The sequence below is a fragment of the Paracoccus liaowanqingii genome (assembly GCF_004683865.2).
In the GTDB taxonomy this organism is placed as follows: Bacteria; Pseudomonadota; Alphaproteobacteria; order Rhodobacterales; family Rhodobacteraceae; genus Paracoccus; species Paracoccus liaowanqingii.
Genome location: NZ_CP038439.1, coordinates 2364711 through 2384093, shown reverse-complemented (window position 1 = coordinate 2384093; position 19383 = coordinate 2364711). Strand labels below are relative to the sequence as shown.

General features: G+C 70.5%; 17 protein-coding genes. 15 read left to right on the top strand and 2 right to left on the bottom strand.

Translation table 11 applies throughout. The annotated features are described in order from the left end of the window. Positions 1-144 precede the first annotated feature (144 nt). The 15 genes from E4191_RS11465 (at position 145) to recN (ending at position 18624) form a co-directional block, all read left to right on the top strand. Positions 145-2886 carry an Rne/Rng family ribonuclease gene (locus E4191_RS11465; protein ID WP_135313522.1) on the top strand — a complete coding sequence of 914 codons (2742 nt, stop codon included), beginning with the start codon at positions 145-147 and terminating at the stop codon, positions 2884-2886. Between the two features lie 225 nt (positions 2887-3111). Next, positions 3112-3855: a cytochrome c biogenesis CcdA family protein gene (locus E4191_RS11460; RefSeq protein ID WP_135313521.1), complete on the top strand. Its 744-nt coding sequence runs from the start codon at positions 3112-3114 to the stop codon at positions 3853-3855. A gap of 160 nt (positions 3856-4015) precedes the next feature. Then, on the top strand, positions 4016-5179 hold the full coding sequence (gene ftsW, locus E4191_RS11455; protein ID WP_135313520.1) for a putative lipid II flippase FtsW: 1164 nt from the start codon (positions 4016-4018) through the stop codon (positions 5177-5179). Further along, on the top strand, positions 5179-6279 hold the full coding sequence (locus E4191_RS11450) for a UDP-N-acetylglucosamine--N-acetylmuramyl-(pentapeptide) pyrophosphoryl-undecaprenol N-acetylglucosamine transferase (RefSeq protein WP_135313519.1): 1101 nt from the start codon (positions 5179-5181) through the stop codon (positions 6277-6279). The genes ftsW and E4191_RS11450 overlap by 1 nt, the downstream gene beginning before the upstream one ends. Next, a complete protein-coding gene (gene murC / locus E4191_RS11445) occupies positions 6276-7697 on the top strand; it encodes a UDP-N-acetylmuramate--L-alanine ligase (protein ID WP_135313518.1) in 1422 nt (473 codons plus the stop codon). The genes E4191_RS11450 and murC overlap by 4 nt, the downstream gene beginning before the upstream one ends. Continuing rightward, positions 7694-8041 carry a DUF2484 family protein gene (locus E4191_RS11440; RefSeq protein ID WP_228461269.1) on the top strand — a complete coding sequence of 116 codons (348 nt, stop codon included), beginning with the start codon at positions 7694-7696 and terminating at the stop codon, positions 8039-8041. Before murC ends, E4191_RS11440 begins: the two co-directional genes overlap by 4 nt. Beyond that, complete coding sequence (locus tag E4191_RS11435) at positions 8038-8385, top strand: hypothetical protein (RefSeq protein WP_135313517.1); 348 nt, start codon at positions 8038-8040, stop codon at positions 8383-8385. The genes E4191_RS11440 and E4191_RS11435 overlap by 4 nt, the downstream gene beginning before the upstream one ends. Before the next feature lie 241 nt (positions 8386-8626). Then, positions 8627-9562 carry a UDP-N-acetylmuramate dehydrogenase gene (gene murB, locus E4191_RS11430; protein WP_135313516.1) on the top strand — a complete coding sequence of 312 codons (936 nt, stop codon included), beginning with the start codon at positions 8627-8629 and terminating at the stop codon, positions 9560-9562. Between the two features lie 172 nt (positions 9563-9734). Next, positions 9735-10670, top strand: a complete 936-nt coding sequence (locus E4191_RS11425; protein ID WP_135313515.1) for a D-alanine--D-alanine ligase — start codon at positions 9735-9737, stop codon at positions 10668-10670. Further along, positions 10658-11602, top strand: a complete 945-nt coding sequence (locus E4191_RS11420; RefSeq protein ID WP_228461267.1) for a cell division protein FtsQ/DivIB — start codon at positions 10658-10660, stop codon at positions 11600-11602. Before E4191_RS11425 ends, E4191_RS11420 begins: the two co-directional genes overlap by 13 nt. A 19-nt stretch (positions 11603-11621) precedes the next feature. Then, the gene (ftsA, locus tag E4191_RS11415; RefSeq protein WP_135313514.1) at positions 11622-12956 is read left to right on the top strand and encodes a cell division protein FtsA; all 1335 of its coding nucleotides are present in this window, start codon (positions 11622-11624) and stop codon (positions 12954-12956) included. 226 nt (positions 12957-13182) lie between these two features. Next, positions 13183-14772 carry a cell division protein FtsZ gene (gene ftsZ / locus E4191_RS11410; RefSeq protein ID WP_135313513.1) on the top strand — a complete coding sequence of 530 codons (1590 nt, stop codon included), beginning with the start codon at positions 13183-13185 and terminating at the stop codon, positions 14770-14772. 231 nt (positions 14773-15003) lie between these two features. Further along, positions 15004-15939 carry a UDP-3-O-acyl-N-acetylglucosamine deacetylase gene (lpxC, locus tag E4191_RS11405; protein ID WP_135314444.1) on the top strand — a complete coding sequence of 312 codons (936 nt, stop codon included), beginning with the start codon at positions 15004-15006 and terminating at the stop codon, positions 15937-15939. A 164-nt stretch (positions 15940-16103) separates the two neighbouring features. Further along, positions 16104-16952: an outer membrane protein assembly factor BamD gene (locus tag E4191_RS11400; protein WP_135313512.1), complete on the top strand. Its 849-nt coding sequence runs from the start codon at positions 16104-16106 to the stop codon at positions 16950-16952. A gap of 25 nt (positions 16953-16977) precedes the next feature. Next, on the top strand, positions 16978-18624 hold the full coding sequence (gene recN, locus E4191_RS11395) for a DNA repair protein RecN (RefSeq protein ID WP_135313511.1): 1647 nt from the start codon (positions 16978-16980) through the stop codon (positions 18622-18624). A 6-nt stretch (positions 18625-18630) separates the two neighbouring features. Here the strand turns inward: recN and E4191_RS11390 are convergent, their stop codons facing one another. Next, positions 18631-18966: a hypothetical protein gene (locus E4191_RS11390; RefSeq protein ID WP_135313510.1), complete on the bottom strand. Its 336-nt coding sequence runs from the start codon at positions 18964-18966 to the stop codon at positions 18631-18633. A 92-nt stretch (positions 18967-19058) separates the two neighbouring features. After that, positions 19059-19379 carry a hypothetical protein gene (locus E4191_RS11385; RefSeq protein ID WP_135313509.1) on the bottom strand — a complete coding sequence of 107 codons (321 nt, stop codon included), beginning with the start codon at positions 19377-19379 and terminating at the stop codon, positions 19059-19061. Positions 19380-19383 lie beyond the last annotated feature (4 nt).

Genomic DNA, 19383 nt, shown 5'->3' with positions numbered 1-19383 from the left:
GCAGACTTCAGGACGGGCGGGCCACGGGCACCGCCGGTCCGAACGTCGTCGCCGGTCGCGCGCCCGTGTCCCCATCACACCGCAGACCGGTCCGGGGGGCGTCACTGGCGCCGCCCGGCATCCGGCTGCGCGAAAGACAAGAACATGGCAATGAAAATGCTGATCGACGCCACCCATGCCGAGGAAACTCGGGTGGTCGTGGTCGACGGAACCAAGGTCGAGGAATTTGACTTCGAGACGGCCAACCGCCGCCAGATCGCGGGGAACATCTATCTCGCGAAGGTGACGCGGGTCGAGCCCTCGCTGCAGGCGGCCTTCATCGATTACGGCGGAAACCGCCACGGATTCCTGGCCTTCGCCGAGATCCACCCCGACTATTACCAGATCCCCGCCGCCGACCGCGAGGCCCTCAAGGCCGAGGAACGCGCCCATGCCGACGCCCAGGAGGCCGAGGAAGAGCGCGGCCGCTCGCGTCGCAGCTCGCGCTCCGAGCGCGCCGAACGTGCCGAGCAGGATGACGAGACGACCTCGGACGGCGACGAGGCCCAGGGCCAGGACGCTTCCGACAAGGACGACGAGATCGAATCGGTGGCCGACGAGGACCTGACCGAAGAGGTCCGCGCCCCCAGGAAGCCCCGCGCCCGCCGCTACAAGATCCAAGAGGTCGTGAAGGTCCGCCAGATCATGCTGGTGCAGGTCGTCAAGGAAGAGCGCGGCAACAAGGGCGCCGCGCTGACCACCTACCTGTCGCTGCCGGGCCGCTACTGCGTCCTGATGCCCAACACCGCGCGCGGCGGCGGGATCTCCCGCAAGATCACCAATGCCGCCGACCGCAAGAAGCTCAAGGACATCGCCGGAGAGCTGGACGTGCCGAAGGGCGCGGGCCTGATCATCCGCACCGCCGGCAGCGAGCGCACCCGGACCGAGATCCGCCGCGACTACGAATACCTGCTGCGCCTGTGGGAACAGATCCGCGAACTGACCTTCCGCTCGATCGCGCCCGCGCCGATCTACGAGGAAGGCGACCTGATCAAGCGCAACATCCGCGATCTCTATTCCAAGGACATCGACGAGGTGCTGGTCGAGGGCGAGCGCGGCTATCAGGCGGCGCGCGACTTCATGCAGATGATCATGCCGACCCACACGGACAGCGTGAAGCATTACCAGGACCAGATGCCGCTCTTCGCGCGCTTCCAGGTCGAAAGCTATCTGGCCGGCATGTTCAATCCCACCGTCCAGCTGAAGTCGGGCGGCTACATCGTCATCGGCATCACCGAGGCGCTGGTCGCCATCGACGTGAACTCGGGCCGCGCCACCAAGGAAGGCTCGATCGAGGAGACCGCGCTCAAGACCAACCTGGAGGCGGCCGACGAGGTCGCCCGCCAGCTGCGCCTGCGCGACCTGGCCGGCCTGATCGTCATCGACTTCATCGACATGGACGAACGCCGCAACAACGCGGCGGTGGAAAAGCGCATCAAGGACAAGCTCAAGTCCGACCGCGCCCGCATCCAGATCGGCCGCATCTCGGGCTTCGGCCTGATGGAGATGTCGCGCCAGCGCCTGCGCCCCGGCATGCTGGAATCCACCACCCAGCCCTGCGCGCATTGCCATGGCACCGGCCTCATTCGCAGCGATGACAGCCTGGCGCTGACCATCCTGCGCGCCATCGAGGACGAGGGCACGCGCAAGCGCTCGCGCGAGGTCCTGGTCAAGGCGCCGATCGCGGTGGCCAACTTCCTGATGAACGGCAAGCGCGAGCATGTGGCGAACATCGAGGCACGCTACGGCATGTCCGTGCGCGTCGAGGCCGATCCGGCCCTCGTCTCGCCCGACTACGCGATCGAGAAGTTCAAGACCGCCACCCGGGTCCTGCCCGAGCCCTCCAAGGTGCCCCTGGGCGTCAATGCCGACCTGATGGCCAGCATCGACGACGAGGAGGACCTGGACGACATCGACCAGCCGATCGAGGCCATGGCCGAGGAACCCGAGGCCGAGGCCGCGCCGGCCCCCGCCCGGTCCGACGCCGAGCCCGAGGCCCGCGGATCCGAGGGGGATGCCGATGCCGATGGCGAGGGCCGCTCGCGCCGCCGCCGCCGTCGTCGCCGCCGCAAGTCCGGCGACCGGTCCGAGACCGAGGGCCAGGACATGCGTTCGGGCGACGACCAGGACGATGACGAGGACGAGGAGGGCGCCGACGACGCGACCTCCGAGGCCGAGGTCGAGACCGAGACCGAGGACAGCCCCGCGCCGACCCGCTCGGGCCGCAGCCGCCGTCGCGGCGGACGCCAGGATCGCGACGACCGCGACGACGAGCGTCAGGCGACCGAGGCCGCTGAACCCGCGATGGCCGATGCCGCATCCGACGAGCCCGCAGCCGACGCCCCGGCGGAAGCCGAGGCCGAGCCCGCCGGGAACGGCCGCCGCACCCGCTCGCGCGGTCGTGGCCGGTCGCGCAGGCCGGTCGATGCCGAGGCGCTGCCCGAGGTGATGGATCTGGATGACGGCCGCGATGGCCGGGCCGAGGCGCTGCCCGATCAGGCCGCCCCCGTCTCGGACCCCGAGGCCAGCCAGATGCGCAGCGCGGCCCAGGCCGACGGCGCCACGCCCTTCGGAAGCCCGGTCGCTGCCCTGACGCCCGACGCGATCCCCGAGGCCGAGGCCATCGCCGAAGCCATGGTCGAAAGCGCCGCCGCCCCGGTGGAGCCCGAGGCCGAGGCACCCGAGGAGGACGACGACACCCGCTATGCCGTCGCCCCCGCCCCGATCCCGGCGCCCGCTCCGGCCCCGGCACCGGCAGCCCCTCCGGCCCCGGCCAACCAGCCCCAGCCCGCCACGCAGGACAGCGCCCCGCAGTCCAAGCGCCGCGGCTGGTGGTCGGGCAGCTGAGGCCAGTCCCATGACCCGGGCCCCGGCGGCCCGGTGACGAAAGGGCGCGGTGGCAACACCGCGCCCTTTGCGCTGCGCCGCGGCCCTCCCTTCGCGGAGGGGCCCGCGGTCCCGCGCCGGCACCGCCCTGTCCCCCATCGGACGTGACGCCGCGCCGCCCCCTCCCACGAAGGCGTGACGCCATGACCCCTGTCCTTCACGGCGCCAGCGGCTAAGGTGCCCCCCATGTTGGGAATCGAGCTTGCCACCGCCGCCTTTCTGCCCGCCGCCTTCGTGGCGCTGCTGGCGGGGCTTCTGTCCTTCCTCTCGCCCTGCGTGCTGCCGATCGTGCCGCCCTATCTGGCCTACATGACCGGGGTGGGCGTGAACGGGCTCAAGACCGGCGAACGCAGCGCGGTCCTGCCGGCGCTGTTCTTCGTCATGGGCCTCTCGACGGTGTTCCTGGTCATGGGGGTCGCGGCCTCGGCCTTCGGGCGGGCCTTCCTGCAATACCAGGACATCCTGGCCCGGGTCGCGGGGGGCATGGTGATCATCATGGGCCTGCATTTCCTGCATGTCATCCGCATCCCCTTCCTCGATCACGAGGCGCGGCTGGAGGCGGGGCAGCAGGGCGGCGGGGCCTTCGGCGCCTATGTGCTGGGCCTGGCCTTCGCCTTCGGCTGGACGCCCTGCATCGGCCCGCAGCTGGGCATGATCCTGTCGCTGGCCGCCACCGGCGGAGAGCTGTCGCGCGGCACCGCGCTGCTGGCCGTCTATGCCCTTGGCCTCGGCATCCCCTTCCTGCTGGCGGCGATCTTCATCAACCGCGCCATCGGCTTCATGAACCGCATCAAGCCCTGGCTGAAGACGATCGAGCGGGTGATGGGCGCGCTTCTGGTGATCGTGGGGCTGATGCTGCTGACCGGCGCCTTCTCGGCGCTCAGCTTCTGGCTGCTCGAGACCTTCCCGGCGCTGGCCGCCCTGGGGTAGGGCAGGGGCCTCCGAAGCGGCCCGCGCGCCCCGGGTTCCCGAAAATCACGATGCCGCTGCCGGATCCGGATTAGGCGTAGCGCCAAGGCCACAATCGCGCTATTCTTGACGGCAGATCCGGGAAAACCGGACAGGTAGAGGCAGTGACGGCGGTATTCCCATGACCGAGATGGTGTTCGGCGCCGCGCCCGTGCGCGCAGGCGACCCGATTCTTCCCCGCTGGTGGCGGACCCTGGACAAATGGGCCCTGGCCTGCGTGCTGGGGCTGTTCGCCATCGGGCTTCTGCTGGGGCTGGCCGCCTCGGTGCCCCTGGCGGAAAAGAACAACCTGCCGCGATTCTACTACGTGCAGCGGCAGGCGGTGTTCGGGGCCCTGGGTCTTCTGGTCATGCTGATCGTCTCGATGCTGCCGCCGCGCCAGATCCGCCGCATCGGCGTGCTGGGATTCGCGATCTCGTTCCTGCTGATCCTGGCCCTGCCGTTCGTCGGCACCGATTTCGGCAAGGGGGCCACGCGCTGGCTGTCCCTGGGCTTCGTCTCGATCCAGCCCTCCGAGTTCCTCAAGCCCGGCTTCGTGGCGCTCTGCGCGTGGTTCATGGCCTCGGCGCAAGAGGTGGGCGGGCCGCCGGGCAAGCTCTATTCCTTCATCGCGGCGATGGTCATCGTGGTGCTTCTGGCGCTGCAGCCCGATTTCGGGCAGGCCTCGCTGGTCCTCTTCTCCTGGCTGGTGATGTATTTCGTCGCCGGATCGCCGGTGATCCTGATGGTCGCCGTGGCCGGCATGGCGGGCCTGGGCGGCCTCTTCGCCTATAACGCCTCGGAACATTTCGCCCGCCGCATCAACAGCTTCCTGTCGTCCGAGATCGACGCCAACACCCAGATCTACTTCGCCACCAACGCCATTCAGGAGGGCCGCTTCTTCGGCGTCGGCGTGGGCGAGGGGCAGGTGAAATGGTCGCTGCCCGACGCGCATACCGACTTCATCATCGCCGTCGCGGCCGAGGAATACGGCTTCGTCATGGTGCTGACGATCATCCTTCTCTACATGACCATCGTCCTGCGCTCGCTGCTGCGGCTGGTGCGCGAACGCGATCCCTTCGCGCGGATCGCGGGCACGGGCCTGGCCTGCGCCTTCGGCGTGCAGGCGCTGATCAACATGGGCGTCGCGGTGCGGCTGCTGCCGGCCAAGGGCATGACGCTGCCCTTCGTCAGCTATGGCGGCTCATCGGTCATCGCCTCGGGCATCGCGGTGGGGATGCTGCTGGCGCTGACCCGCACGCGGCCGCGGGGCGAGTTCGCCGAAATCCTGCGCCGGGGCCGCTGATGTCGGTCCCTGCGCGCGCGCCGCTGGCGCTGATCGCCGCCGGAGGCACCGGCGGGCACATGTTCCCCGCGCAGGCGCTGGCCGAGCTGTTGCTGGACCGCGGCTGGCGGGTCAAGCTGTCCACCGACGACCGGGGCGCGCGCTATGCGGGCGGCTTCCCCGAGGCCGTGGCGCGGCAGGTGGTCAGCTCGGCCACCACCGCGCGGGGCGGGCTGGCGGGCAAGCTGGCCGCGCCCTTCCGCATTGCCGCCGGGGTCCTGGCCGCCCGCGCCGCCTTCCGCCGCGACCGCCCCTCGGTGGTGATCGGCTTCGGCGGCTATCCCACCATTCCGGCGCTGTCGGCGGCGCGGCTGATGGGACTGCCGCGCCTGATCCACGAACAGAACGGCGTGATGGGGCGGGTGAACCGCCTCTTCGCGCCCCGCGTCCACCGCATCGCCTGCGGCACATGGCCCACCGACCTGCCGCCGGGCATCACCGGCACCCATGTCGGCAACCCGGTCCGCGGCACCGTGCTGGACCGTGCCGCCGCCCCCTATGCCGCACCCACCCCGGACGGGCCGCTGAACCTGCTGGTCATCGGCGGCAGCCAGGGCGCGCGGGTGCTCTCGGACATCGTGCCCACAGCCGTCGCGGCGCTGCCCGACGACCTGCGCCCCCGCCTGCGCGTCAGCCATCAGGCCCGGGCCGAGGATGCCGACCGCGTCACCGCCGCCTATGCCCAGGCCGGCATCACCGCCGAGGTGCAGCCCTTCTTCACCGACGTGCCCGACCGCCTGGCCCAGGCCCATCTGGTCGTCAGCCGCTCGGGCGCCTCGTCGCTGGCCGACATCACCGTGATCGGCCGCCCCGCCATCCTGATCCCCTTCGCCGCCGCCACCGGCGATCACCAGACCGCCAACGCGCAGGCCCTGGCCGAGGCGGGGGCGGCCCATGTCCATCCCGAATCCGTCCTTGACGCGGAAAGCCTCACGCGCGACATCCGCGCGATCCTGACCGACCCCGCGCAGGCCACGGCCATGGCGCAGGCGGCCCTGTCCCTGGCGCGCCCCGATGCGGCGCAGCGCCTCTATGACCTCGTCGAGGAGATTTCACGATGAACGCCGCCACCAAACTGCCCGGAGAGCTGGGCCCCATCCATTTCGTGGGAATCGGCGGCATCGGCATGTCGGGCATCGCCGAGGTGCTGCTGACCCTGGGCTATCGCGTGCAGGGCAGCGATTCCAAGAAATCCAAGATCACCGACCGGCTGGAAACCCTGGGCGCCACCGTCTTCGAGGGCCAGCGCCCCGAGAACGTGGCGGGCGCGGGCGTCATCGTCATCTCGACCGCCATCAAGAAGGGCAATCCCGAACTGGAAGAGGCCCGCCTGCGCGGCCTGCCCATCGTGCGCCGGGCCGAGATGCTGGCCGAGCTGATGCGCCTGAAATCGAACATCGCCATCGCGGGCACCCATGGCAAGACGACGACCACCACGATGGTCGCGACCCTGCTGGATGCGGGCGGACTGGATCCGACCGTCATCAATGGCGGCGTCATCCATGCCTATGGCTCGAACGCCCGGGCGGGCGCGGGCGAATGGATGGTTGTCGAGGCCGACGAATCCGACGGCAGCTTCAACCGCCTGCCCGCCGACATCGCCATCGTCACCAACATCGACCCCGAGCACATGGAGCATTGGGGCAGCTTTGATGCGCTGCGCCAGGCCTTCACCAACTTCGCCTCGTCGATCCCCTTCTACGGCCTCGCCGTCTGCTGCACCGACCACCCCGAGGTGCAGGCGCTGGTGGGGCGCCTGACCGACCGCCGCGTGGTGACCTTCGGCTTCAACGCCCAGGCCGACGTGCGCGCGGTGAACCTGCGCTATGCCGACGGGATCGCGCATTTCGACATCGCCCTGCAGGGCGAGGCGACGGGCGCCGAGACCCCGATGATCGAGGGCTGCACCCTGCCCATGCCCGGCGATCACAACGTCTCGAACGCGCTGGCCGCCGTGGCCGTGGCCCGCCATCTGGGCATCAAGAAATCCGAGATCCGCGAGGCGCTGGCTCGATTCGCGGGCGTGGGCCGCCGCTTCACCCGCGTGGGCACCATCGACGGCGTGACCATCATCGACGATTACGGCCATCACCCGGTGGAGATCGCCGCCGTCCTCAAGGCCGCGCGCCAGGCCAGCACGGGCCGCGTGATCGCGGTCCACCAGCCGCACCGCTATTCGCGTCTCTCCTCGCTTTTCGAGGATTTCTGCACCTGCTTCAACGAGGCGGACGTGGTCGCCATCTCCGAGGTCTATTCGGCCGGAGAGGATCCCATCCCCGGCGCCTCGCGCGACGATCTGGTGGCGGGGCTGATCGCCCATGGCCACCGCCACGCCCGCGCCATCCTGTCCGAGGATGATCTGGAACGCCTCGTGCGCGAACAGGCCCGCCCCGGCGACATGGTGGTCTGTCTGGGCGCGGGCACCATCTCGGCCTGGGCCAACAGCCTGCCGGGCCGCCTGCAGGGCAAGGCCGCGTGACCGGGCTGCCCGACCTGACCTTCCTGGCGACGCAGCCGCGCCATGCGGGGCTCGCCTTGGCGCTGGTGGCGCTGTGGCTGGTGCTGGCCTGCCTGGTGGCGCAGCTGCCCGCGCGCTGGCAGCTGCGCGCGACCTGGGCGCTGATCCTGGCCGGGGTTCCGGCCCTGGGCTGGCTCACGCTGCTCTGGGGGCCAGGCGTCGGCGTGGGCGGGCTGGGGCTGGGGCTGCTGATCCTGCTGGGCCGCCCCACCGCCCGCCGCCGCCGCCGCACCCCCGAGGCCCGCGAGACCGCCGGGCCCCCGGACTCGGCACCCTTCGCGGGCGGTCCCGAGGGGCGTCCGTGACTCCCTGGATCATCGCCGGGTCCTGCGGTGCGGGCGCGGCTCTCATCTCCTGGGGCAGCGCGCGACTGCAGATGCGCTGGCCCTTGGCGATCCTGTCGGTGCTGCTGGCCGCGATCGCGCTGCAACTCTATCTGGCGGCGCGGGGGCAGGGGGGCTTTCACGACCTGGCCGCGATCACCGCGCAGACCTTCACGGTCATCCCGGCGCTTCTGGGCTGCCTCGCCGGTCTGGCCCTGGCCGCGCTGCGCCGCCACCCCGTCGTCTGGCGCCGCCCCACCGGGATCCTCACCGCGCTGGCATTGCTGGCCGCCGCCGGACTGGCCACGGCGACCCTGCTGATCTGATCTGGTCCGGGCCGGTCCTTCGGATGCGCCGGATCCTGCCCATTCCTTAACCCACCGCCCGCGACCTGTGTACACCCTGTGCCCGGCCTGTGCCGCCCCGGTGCACGCCCGGTGAGGCCCTTTTCCCAGCAATCGCTGGCCTTTGGGGCCCCGCCCCCCACCCCGGCACCACCCCCACCGCGCGCTGCCGTTGCGCGCCCTCGGTTGACGGGCGCGGCCCGGCTGGCTACCACCCGCCCTCATGAGCAGCGACCTTCCCCGCCCGCGCGGCAGCCTGACCCCCGACCGTCCCTTGGACACCCTCACCTGGCTTCGGGTCGGAGGCCCCGCCGACTGGCTCTTCCAGCCCGCCGACACCGCCGATCTGGCCGATTTCCTAGCGGCGCTGGACCCGGGCGTGCCGGTCTTTCCGATGGGCGTGGGCAGCAACCTGATCGTGCGCGACGGCGGCATCCGGGGCGTGGTGATCCGCCTTGGCCGCGCCTTCAACACCGTTGAGATCGAAAGGGAAATCGTCACCGCAGGCGCCGCCGCGCTGGACGCGCAGGTGGCCCGTCGCGCCGCCGAGGCCGGGCTGGACCTGACCTTCCTTCGCACGATCCCCGGCAGCATCGGCGGCGCCGTGCGCATGAACGCGGGCTGCTACGGCAGCTATCTGGCCGACCACCTGATCGACGCCGAGGCCGTCACCCGCGACGGCCGCATCGTCGTCCTGACGCCGGACGATCTGTCCTTCGCCTATCGCCAGACGCTGCTGCCCGCGGACTGGGTCATCACCCGCGCCCGGCTGCGCGCCGCCCCCGGCGATCCCGACGCCCTGCACGCCCGCATGGCCGACCAGCTGGTCCGGCGCGACGCCAGCCAGCCCACCCGCGACCGCAGCGCCGGCTCGACCTTCCGCAACCCGGCGGGCTTCAGCTCGACCGGCCTTCCCGACGACAGCCACGACCTCAAGGCCTGGTCGCTGATCGACCGCGCGGGCCTGCGCGGCCACAGCTGGGGGGGCGCGCAAATGTCTGAAAAGCATCCCAATTTCCTGCTGAATACCGGCGGCGCCACCGCCGCCGAGCTGGAGGCCCTGGGCGAGCTGGTCCGCCGCCGCGTGCTGGAGGACAGCGGCCACGACCTGGAATGGGAGGTCATCCGCATCGGCGATCCGGCCCCCGACGAGGGCTGAGCCGCCGGGCCTGCGCAAGACGGCGGCAACCCGCCAACATTCTGCCCCACACGTCTAAATTGCGCTTTTGCGGTCAGGGCTTTGCCTGTATCCTTTGTCGCAGATGACGCCCCCGTCCAAGGGGGCGCGCAACAGATGAAGCCCGGATCAACCGGGCGCGAAAGGCGAAAACGTGGCGGGCAGGTCGAGCAGGACAGCCCACTCTGTCGCCGTTCTGATGGGCGGACCCTCGGCTGAACGCGAGGTGTCGATGTCCTCGGGACGCGAATGCGCGGATGCGCTGAGGGTGGCGGGATATCAGGTGACCGAGATCGTTCTCGGCGCCGAGCGCGGGGACGAGATCGTCCGCCGTCTCACGGATGTGTCCCCCGACGTCGTCTTCAACGCGCTGCATGGCCGCTTGGGTGAGGATGGCTGCGTGCAGGGCCTGCTGCACTGGCTGGACCTGCCCTATACCCATTCCGGCGTGCTGGCCTCGGCCCTGGCGATGGACAAGACCCGCGCCAAGCAGACCTTCCGCGGCGCCGGGCTGCCGGTCGTGGAAAGCGTGATCGCCGATGCCGACGAGGTGCGCCGCCGCCACGTGATCCCGCCCCCCTATGTGGTCAAGCCCAATGACGAGGGATCCTCGGTCGGCGTCTACATCGTCCATGACGGCGCCAACCAGCCGCCGCAGCTGGCAGATGACATGCCCGCCCGGGTGATGGTGGAAACCTACGCCCCCGGGCGCGAGCTGACCACCACCGTGATGGGCGACCGCGCGCTGGACGTGACCGAGATCCTGACCGAGGGCTGGTACGACTACGCCGCCAAGTACACGGTCGGCGGCTCGCGCCACGTGATCCCCGCCGACATCCCCGACGCCATCCGCGACGCCTGCCTGGACATGGCCCTGCGCGCGCATCGGGCGCTTGGCTGCACCGGCCTGACGCGCACCGATTTCCGGTGGGACGAGGCGCGCGGCCTGGCCGGGCTGATCATCCTCGAGGTGAACACCCAGCCCGGCATGACCCCCACCAGTCTCGCGCCCGAACAGGCCGCCCATGCGGGGATCGACTTCCCGGCTCTGATGTCGTGGATGGTGGAGGACGCGCTGTGCCGATCGTGATCGACCACCGCCCCGGCAAGCAGGTGACCCCGCCCGGCCCCCGACAGAAGCGCGACCCCGCCCCCTCGCGGCTGAAGTACCGGCTGGAACGGATGTGGCTGACGCCCCTCTACCGCCGGGTGCTGCGGGTGGGCGTGCCCGCCTTCCTGCTGGCGATGGTGGGCGGGCTGTGGCTGGCCGACGAGGATCGCCGCGCGATGCTGACCGACAATGTCAGCTCGGTCGTGACCAATGTGCAGAGCCGCGACGAATTCCAGGTCCGGGTGATGACGATCGAGGGCGCCTCGCCGGTCGTGGACCGCGCGCTGCGGGCCATGCTGCCGGTGGACCTGCCGGCCTCCAGCTTCGACATCGACCTGGCGGCGCTGCGGCTTCAGGTGATGCAGCTGGACGCGATCGAGACGATCGACCTGCGCGTCAAGCCCGGCGGCATCCTGTCGGCGGTGGTCAAGGAACGCGAACCCGCGATCCTGTGGCGCCATGCGCGCGGCATCGACATGCTGGATGCGGGCGGCCATCGCGTGGCCTCCGTCACCTCGCGCGAGGTGCGCCCGGAACTGCCGATGATCTCGGGCGAGGGGGCGGAACTGGCCACCGTCGAGGCGCTGGCGCTGTTCGACGCGGCGGGGCCGATCCTGCCCCGCGTGCGCGGGCTGGTGCGGCGCGGCGAGCGGCGGTGGGATCTGGTGCTGGATCACGGACAGCGCATCCTGCTGCCCGAGACCGGCGCGGTCATCGCGCTCGAGGCCGCCATCGCCATGGACCGGGCCGAGGACATGCTGGGCCGCGACATCGTCACGGTCGACCTGCGCGACCCGCAGCGCCCGGTGCTGCGCCTCGGCGTGGATGCCCGCAACACGATCCGCACCGCCCGGGGCCTGCCGCTGCTGGCGCCGGACGGGACCGTCCTGCCCGAAGAGACCGAAGGCTGATCAGATGAGGGACCGGCGAATGGCAGACCTGTACCAGACCCAACGCGCCATGCGGAACATGCGGGGCGCCGCCCTGCAGCGCGGCGTGATCGGCATCCTGGACATCGGCACCTCGAAGATCGCCTGCCTCGTGCTGCGCTTCGACGGGACCGGCACCTTCCGCGAGACCGACGGCGTGGGTCCGATGGCGGGGCAGGTGAACTTCCGCGTGATCGGCGCCGCCTCGACCCGCTCGCGCGGCATGCGGCGCGGCGAGATCGAGACCATGGCCGAGACCGAGCGCGCGATCCGCACCGTCGTCGCCGCCGCGCAGAAGGTCGCGGGCGTGCGCGTCGATCACGTCATCGCCTGCCTGTCGGGCGGGCGCCCGGCCTCCTACGGGCTGGCCGGAGAGATCACCTTGGCCTCGGGCAAGGTCGGCGATCAGGACGTGGCGCAGGCGCTGGCCGCCTGCGATCCGCCCGATTTCGGCCGCGGGCGCGAGGTGCTGCACGCGCAGCCGGTGAACTTTGCCGTCGACAACCGCAGCAACCTAGCCGATCCGCGCGACCATCTGGGCAACAAGCTGTTCTGCGACATGCATGTGCTGACCGTGGACGGAGACGTGATCGGCAACCTGGTGCAATGCATCCGCCGCTGCGACCTGGAGCTGGCGGGCATCGCCTCGGCCCCCTATGCCTCGGCCCGCGCCTCTCTGGTCGAGGACGAGCAGGAGCTGGGCTCGGCCTGCATCGATTTCGGCGGCGGCGGCACGGGCGTGTCGATCTTCATCAAGAAGCACATGATCTTTTCCGACCATGTCCCCATCGGCGGCAACCTGATCACCCAGGACATCGCGCAGGGGCTGCGGGTGAACCTGCCCCTGGCCGAGCGGCTGAAGACGCTGAACGGCGGCGTCGAGGCGACGGGCCGCGACGACCGCGACATGATCGACGTGGGCGGCGAGACCGGCGATTGGGAGGCCGACCGTCGCCAGGTCAGCCGCGCCGACGTGATCGGCGTCATGCGCCCCCGCGTCGAGGAGATCCTGGAGCATGTCCGCGAGGTGCTGGACGCGGCGGGCTTCGACTGCATGCCCAGCCAGCAGATCGTGCTGACCGGCGGCGGCAGCCAGATCCCCGGTCTGGACGGTCTGGCGACCCGCATCCTGGGGCCGAACGTCCGCTGCGGGCGACCCCTGCGCATCGACGGTCTGGCCCATCAGCTGACCGATCCCAGCTTCTCCAGCGCGGTGGGACTGGCGCTGTTCGCCGCACATCCGCAGGACGAGTGGTGGGACTTCGAGATGCTGGCCGACCGCTATCCGGCACGCAGCCTGCGCAGGGCCTATCGCTGGTTCAAGAACAACTGGTAGGCGATGCACCACGCGGAATAGGGGTCCTTGGGGCGGTCGCCACCATATTCAGCGCGGTTGGCAAGATACCGCCGACCGCGCCGGGCAGACGGGCCAGATTTTGCGGCAGTTCCACGTTTTTCGGGTGACGCAACTGGCCCGAATGGATACGATCACGGTTAAACAAAAGGGATTCGAGCGGAAAACTCGCGCCCGACAGCCAGGCAGCGAAAAACAGGCGGACAAGATGAACCTCAATCTGATGATGAACGACGAAGAAGAGCTGAAGCCGCGCATCACCGTGTTCGGTGTCGGGGGCGCGGGCGGCAACGCCGTCAACAACATGATTCAGAAACAGCTTGATGGTGTCGAGTTCGTCGTCGCCAACACGGACGCGCAGGCGCTGCAGCAGAGCCGCGCGACCAGCCGCATCCAGATGGGCCCCAAGGTCACCGAGGGACTGGGCGCCGGCGCCAAGCCGACCATCGGCGCCAAGGCCGCCGAAGAGACGATCGAGGACATCGTCGACCACCTGATGGGCGCACATATGTGCTTCATCACCGCCGGCATGGGCGGCGGCACCGGCACCGGTGCGGCCCCGATCATCGCCCAGGCCGCCCGCGAGATGGGCATCCTGACCGTCGGCGTCGTGACCAAGCCCTTCCAGTTCGAGGGCACCAAGCGGATGCGCCAGGCCGAGGAGGGCGTCGAGGCGCTCCAGAAGGTCGTGGACACGCTGATCATCATTCCGAACCAGAACCTCTTCCGTCTGGCGAACGAAAAGACCACCTTCACCGACGCCTTCGCGATGGCCGACGACGTGCTGTACCAAGGCGTCAAGGGCGTGACCGACCTGATGGTCCGCCCGGGCCTGATCAACCTCGACTTCGCCGACGTGCGCGCGGTCATGGACGAGATGGGCAAGGCGATGATGGGCACCGGCGAGGCCTCGGGCGAGAACCGCGCCCAGGAAGCCGCCGAACGCGCCATCGCCAACCCGCTGCTGGACGAGATCAGCCTGAACGGCGCCCGCGGCGTGCTGATCAACATCACCGGCGGCTATGACATGACCCTGTTCGAGCTGGACGAGGCCGCCAACGTCATCCGCGACAAGGTCGACAGCGACGCCAACATCATCGTCGGCTCCACGCTGGACCCGGACATGGACGGCGCGATCCGCGTCTCGGTCGTCGCCACCGGCATCGATGCCGCCGTGGCCGTCGCCGAAACGCCCTCGCCCCGCCGCAGCATGGCCGCGCCGCTGACGCAGAACCCCTCGGTCGGTCAGGCCGCCCAGGACGAGCCGCAGATCCCGCCGCGCCGCGTCGTCGCGCCCTCGGCCCAGGCCGATGCGCCCGCCCTGCGTGCCGACACGACCCGCGCCGAAGAGGACATGCCGCAGCCGGCCTACCAGCCGCGCGACAATGCCCGCCAGACGGCCGCCGTGCGGATCGACGACGACGCCTCGGCCTTCGTGGCGCCCCGGGCGCCCGCCGGTGCCCGCGCCGGTCAGCCCGCGCCCGAGGTGATGGACCGCCTGCGCCGCGCGGTGGACAACCATGGCCGCGCCGCAGCCCAGCCCGCGCCCGCCCCGCAGCCCGCCCCCGGTGCCAACAGCCGCATGAGCGGTCTGGGCCGCATGCTGGAGCGGATGGCCGGTCACGGATCGGACCAGGGCGGCCAGAAGCCCGCCGCCTCATCGATCGCCGAGCGCGTGAACGAGCGCGTGGCCGTCCGCGCCCGCCAGCAGGACACCGACTTCGACGATCTGGCCAGCCCCGACAGCCCCCAGGACAATGTCGAGATCCCGGCCTTCCTGCGCCGTCAGGCGAACTGATCCGCTTCACGAAGCCGGCACATCCCCAGACCCGAAGGGCCGCATCACGCGGCCCTTTTGCTGTTTGAACGCAACCGTTTAGGGGAAAAACCCCCACAGGTTGCGGCCGGAACGGGGGGGAATGTTTCACCCCGTCACAAAACGTTAATTGAACGCGCGCCGGAGCACGCCTAGCTGGAATGCAGACAGGCACCGTGCCTGACGATGACGGATCCGGAAGGCAGGCAGATCATGCAGGCGACGCTGAAAGACAAGGTGACATTCTCGGGCGTGGGGCTGCATTCCGGTGCCGCCGCGCGGCTGACCATGCATCCCGCCCGTCCCGGCCATGGCATCGTCTTCCGCCGCACCGACCTGACCCCCGCCGTCGAGATCCCCGCCCTGTGGGACCATGTCACGCCGTCCCGGCTGTGCACGCTGCTGGACGACGGGCAGGGCGTCACCCTGTCGACCGTCGAGCATGTGATGGCCGCTCTGGCCGGCACCGGCATCCACAATGCGCTGGTCACCGTCAACGGCCCCGAGATCCCGATCCTGGACGGCTCGGCCGCGCCCTTCGTGCAAGGCATCCTGGAGGTGGGCATCCGCCGTCAGGCCGCCGCGCTCTGCGCCATCCGCGTGCTGCGCCCCGTGGAAATCCGGGAGGGCGAGGCCTTCGCCCGCCTGTCGCCCGCCGACCACCTCGAGATCGACTTCCAGATCGACTTCACCGATGCCGCGATCGGGCATCAGGAAAAGCGGCTGGACATGGCCAATGGCGCCTTCCTGCGCGAGCTGGCCGACAGCCGCACCTTCTGCCGCGCCTCGGACGTCGAGACGATGCGCCGCAACGGCCTGGCCTTGGGCGGCACCTATCTGAACGCGGTCGTGGTCGATGGCGGTCGGATCCTGACCCCCGGCGGCCTGCGCCATGCGGACGAGGCCGTGCGCCACAAGATGCTGGACGCCACCGGCGATCTGGCGCTGGCCGGGGCGCCGTTGCTGGCGCGCTACACCGGCCACCGCGCCGGACATGCGATGACCAACCGCCTGCTGCGGGCGCTGTTCGCCGATCCCACGGCCTGGGCCTGGGAGCTGTGCAGCCCCGAGCTGGAGGATCGCCTGCCCGGTGCCGGCGTCGCGGGCTATGCCCTGCACAACCCCGCGGCCGCCATTGCCGCCGAGTGACGGGCCCCGCCCGTCCGGTCGCGGCCTGCCGCGGGGACGGGCCCGCGCCCACGCGGAATTCAACGGATTGCCATTTTGCGCCCCCTGATGTTCTGTGCTAGAGGATGCCGGCAGCGCGGCCCCGAGGGGATGCGGGGCGGCAGAAATTGCAGGGCAGGGTGAAGATGGCGGGCTCGAAATTGTCGGCTTCGGTGATGGCTGCGGCGCTGGCGGGTCTGGTCCTGACGGGCTGCGCCGGCGACCGCGACGCGGCGCTGCGGCAGAACCTGGACCAGTTCACCGCCGAGGACATCTACAAGCGCGGCGAGTTCGAGCTGGAGAACAGCGGCAAGCCCGCCGATGCCGTCTTCTATTTCAGCGAGATCGAGCGGCTCTATCCCTATTCCGAATGGGCGCGGCGCGCGCTGATCATGCAGGCCTATGGCAACCACCGCGCCGGCAACTACGAAGAGGCGCGCGGCGCCGCGCAGCGCTTTCTGGACAGCTATCCCGGCGACGAGGATGCGGCCTATGCGCAATATCTGCTGGCGCTGTCCTATTACGACCAGATCGACGACGTGGGCCGCGACCAGGGTCTGACCTTCCAGGCCCTGCAGGGCCTGCGCACGGTGATCGAGCAGTATCCCGACAGCGAATATGCCCGCAGCGCGATCCTCAAGTTCGACCTGGCCTTCGACCACCTCGCCGCGAAAGAGATGGAGATCGGGCGCTACTACCTCAAGCAGGGGCATTACGCGGCCTCGGTGAACCGCTTCCGCGTCGTGGTCGAGGAGTTCCAGACCACCACCCAGACCCCCGAGGCGCTGCTGCGTCTGGTCGAGGCCTATCTGGCGCTTGGCCTGCCCGACGAGGCGCAGACGGCGGGCGCGATCCTGGGCCACAACTTCCAGTCCTCGCCCTTCTACGACGACGCCTTCCGCCAGCTGCGCGGGCGCGGGCTGTCGCCCGAGGTGCGCGGCGACAACTGGCTGAGCAACGTCTATCGTCAGACCATCCAGGGGCGCTGGCTGTAATGCAGATCCGGCCGCGCGCCGTCCCATGCTGAGATCGCTCGACATCCGCGACATGCTGCTGATCGACCGGCTGGACCTGGCCTTCGGTCCGGGCTTGAACGTGCTGACCGGCGAGACGGGGGCGGGCAAGTCGATCCTGCTGGACTGCCTGGGCTTCGTGCTGGGCTGGCGCTCGCGCGCCGAGCTGGTGCGCCAGGGCGCGGTGCAGGGCGAGGTGCAGGCGGTGTTCGATCTGCCGGACATCCATCCCGCGCGCGAGATCCTGGCCGGGGCGGGCATCACCGTCGAGGAGGGCGAGCTGATCCTGCGCCGCACCAACGGGCTGGACGGGCGCAAGACGGGCTGGGTGAACGACCGCCGCGTCTCGGGCGAGGTGCTGCGGCAGCTGTCCGAGGTGCTGGTGGAACTGCACGGCCAGCATGACGACCGGGGCCTGCTGAACCCGCGCGGCCACCGGGCGCTGCTGGATGCCTTCGGGGCCATGGACCTGACGCCCGTGCGCGCCGCCTGGACCGCGCGGCGCGAGACGGCGCGGGCGCTGGCCGAGGCCGAGGCAGCGCTTGCCGCGGCCCGACAGGAAGAGGACTATCTGCGCCACGCCGTGGCCGAGCTGGACAAGCTGTCCCCCGAACCCGGCGAGGAGCAGCGTCTGGACATCGCCCGCCGCGCCATGCAGGGGGCCGAGCGCATCCGCGACGACGTGGCCCGTGCGCTGCAGATGCTGGGCGGCAACGGCGCCGAGACCGCGATGGTCGATGCCGCCCGCTGGCTGGAGGGCGCCGCGGCCCAGGCCGAGGGTCGTCTGGACGCGCCGCTGGCCGCCCTGTCGCGCGCATTGATCGAGCTGGGCGAGGCGACGCAGGGCATCGAGGACGCGCTGTCGGCGCTGGATTTCGACCCCTCGGCGCTGGAAAGCACCGAGGAGCGGCTGTTCGCCCTGCGCGCGCTGGCCCGCAAGCACGACATCCTGCCCGACGACCTGGCCGGTCTGGCCGGGCAGCTGCGCGACCGGCTGGAGCGGATCGATGCCGGCGAGGCGCAGATGGCCGCGCTGAAGGCCGCCGCCCGCGAGGCCGAGGCCGCCTATGACGCCGCCGCCGCCGCGCTGACCACCGCCCGGACCGAGGCCGCGACCCGGCTGGACGCCGCCGTGACCGGCGAGCTGATCCCGCTGAAGATGGAGCGCGCGGTCTTCCTGACCGTCGTCTCGCCCGGAGATCCCGGCCCCGAGGGGCGCGACACGGTCGCCTTCACGGTCGCCACGAACCCCGGCGCGCCGTCGGGGCCCTTGGACAAGATCGCCTCGGGCGGGGAGCTGTCGCGCTTTCTTCTGGCGCTGAAGGTCTGCCTGGCGCGCGGCAACGATGCACTGGTGATGATCTTCGACGAGATCGACCGCGGCGTGGGCGGGGCGACCGCCGATGCGGTGGGCCGCCGCCTGCAGGCGCTGGCCCAAGGTGCCCAGGTGCTGGTCATCACCCACTCGCCGCAGGTCGCGGCCCTGGGGGCGGTGCATTTCCGGGTGTCGAAGTCGGTCTCCGAGGGGATGACGACCTCGACCGTGGTGGCGCTGTCCGCGCCCGAGCGTGTGGCCGAGATCGGGCGGATGCTGTCCGGCGACCGCGTCACCGAGGCCGCGACCGAGGCCGCGCGCGCCCTGCTGGACGGCTGACGACGCTCAGTCGAGGATGACAGTGATCGGCCGCAGGACCGAGCGTACCTTGAGCGTCTCGGCATGGATCCGCACCAGACGCCCGTCCAGCACGGCAAAATGCTCGCCCTTGGGGGGGTCGGACAGGCCGTAGCGGCCGGGATGGGTGATGATGTGCAGCCGCGCCATGGTGACAACATCGCCGACCTCGGGGCTGGCGGTCGCGGCGGCCGTCACGCAGGCCTCGGGGCAGGGCGGCCAGTCGGCCGCGCCGGGTTGGGTCACGGAGAAGGGTGCTGTCAGCGCGGCAAGACCCATCATGGCCCCTGCCGCCACGGCAGCAAAGGGGTGCAGCGGCGTCATCTTGTCCTCGAGATTGCTCTGGGTCCAACACGACATGGGGTCAACTGTTCCGCATGTCGATGCATGGCGGCCATGCATATGGCAGGAATGCCTCAGTCGGGCAGGTGGGGCAGGGGCCGGAGGATGGACTGGATTCGGCCCGTGACCGCATCGATGCGGACCAGATGGCCCGCGACGATGGCAAAGCGGCTGCCGGGATGGCCCGGGCCCAGCCCGACCCTGCCGGGATTGTCGATCAGGCGGATCTGGTCGGGCGAGGGGGTTTCGCCCACGACGGGATAGACGGCGGGTTCCTGCGCCTTGGCCTGGCAGGCGTCGGTTCCCGACAGCGCATAGCCACCGGCGGCCCCCAGAAGGCCGAGGACGCAGATCAGCCTGCCCCGCCGCGTCGTGAAGATCCGTCGTATCGCCATCGCC

Coding starts and splice junctions, on each gene's coding strand:
- E4191_RS11465 (WP_135313522.1), top strand. CDS start 145: ATGGCAATGAAAATGCTGATCGACGCCACCCATGCCGAGGAAACTCGG.
- E4191_RS11460 (WP_135313521.1), top strand. CDS start 3,112: ATGTTGGGAATCGAGCTTGCCACCGCCGCCTTTCTGCCCGCCGCCTTC.
- ftsW (WP_135313520.1), top strand. CDS start 4,016: ATGACCGAGATGGTGTTCGGCGCCGCGCCCGTGCGCGCAGGCGACCCG.
- E4191_RS11450 (WP_135313519.1), top strand. CDS start 5,179: ATGTCGGTCCCTGCGCGCGCGCCGCTGGCGCTGATCGCCGCCGGAGGC.
- murC (WP_135313518.1), top strand. CDS start 6,276: ATGAACGCCGCCACCAAACTGCCCGGAGAGCTGGGCCCCATCCATTTC.
- murB (WP_135313516.1), top strand. CDS start 8,627: ATGAGCAGCGACCTTCCCCGCCCGCGCGGCAGCCTGACCCCCGACCGT.
- ftsA (WP_135313514.1), top strand. CDS start 11,622: ATGGCAGACCTGTACCAGACCCAACGCGCCATGCGGAACATGCGGGGC.
- ftsZ (WP_135313513.1), top strand. CDS start 13,183: ATGAACCTCAATCTGATGATGAACGACGAAGAAGAGCTGAAGCCGCGC.
- lpxC (WP_135314444.1), top strand. CDS start 15,004: ATGCAGGCGACGCTGAAAGACAAGGTGACATTCTCGGGCGTGGGGCTG.
- E4191_RS11400 (WP_135313512.1), top strand. CDS start 16,104: ATGGCGGGCTCGAAATTGTCGGCTTCGGTGATGGCTGCGGCGCTGGCG.
- recN (WP_135313511.1), top strand. CDS start 16,978: ATGCTGAGATCGCTCGACATCCGCGACATGCTGCTGATCGACCGGCTG.
- E4191_RS11390 (WP_135313510.1), bottom strand. CDS start 18,966: ATGACGCCGCTGCACCCCTTTGCTGCCGTGGCGGCAGGGGCCATGATG.
- E4191_RS11385 (WP_135313509.1), bottom strand. CDS start 19,379: ATGGCGATACGACGGATCTTCACGACGCGGCGGGGCAGGCTGATCTGC.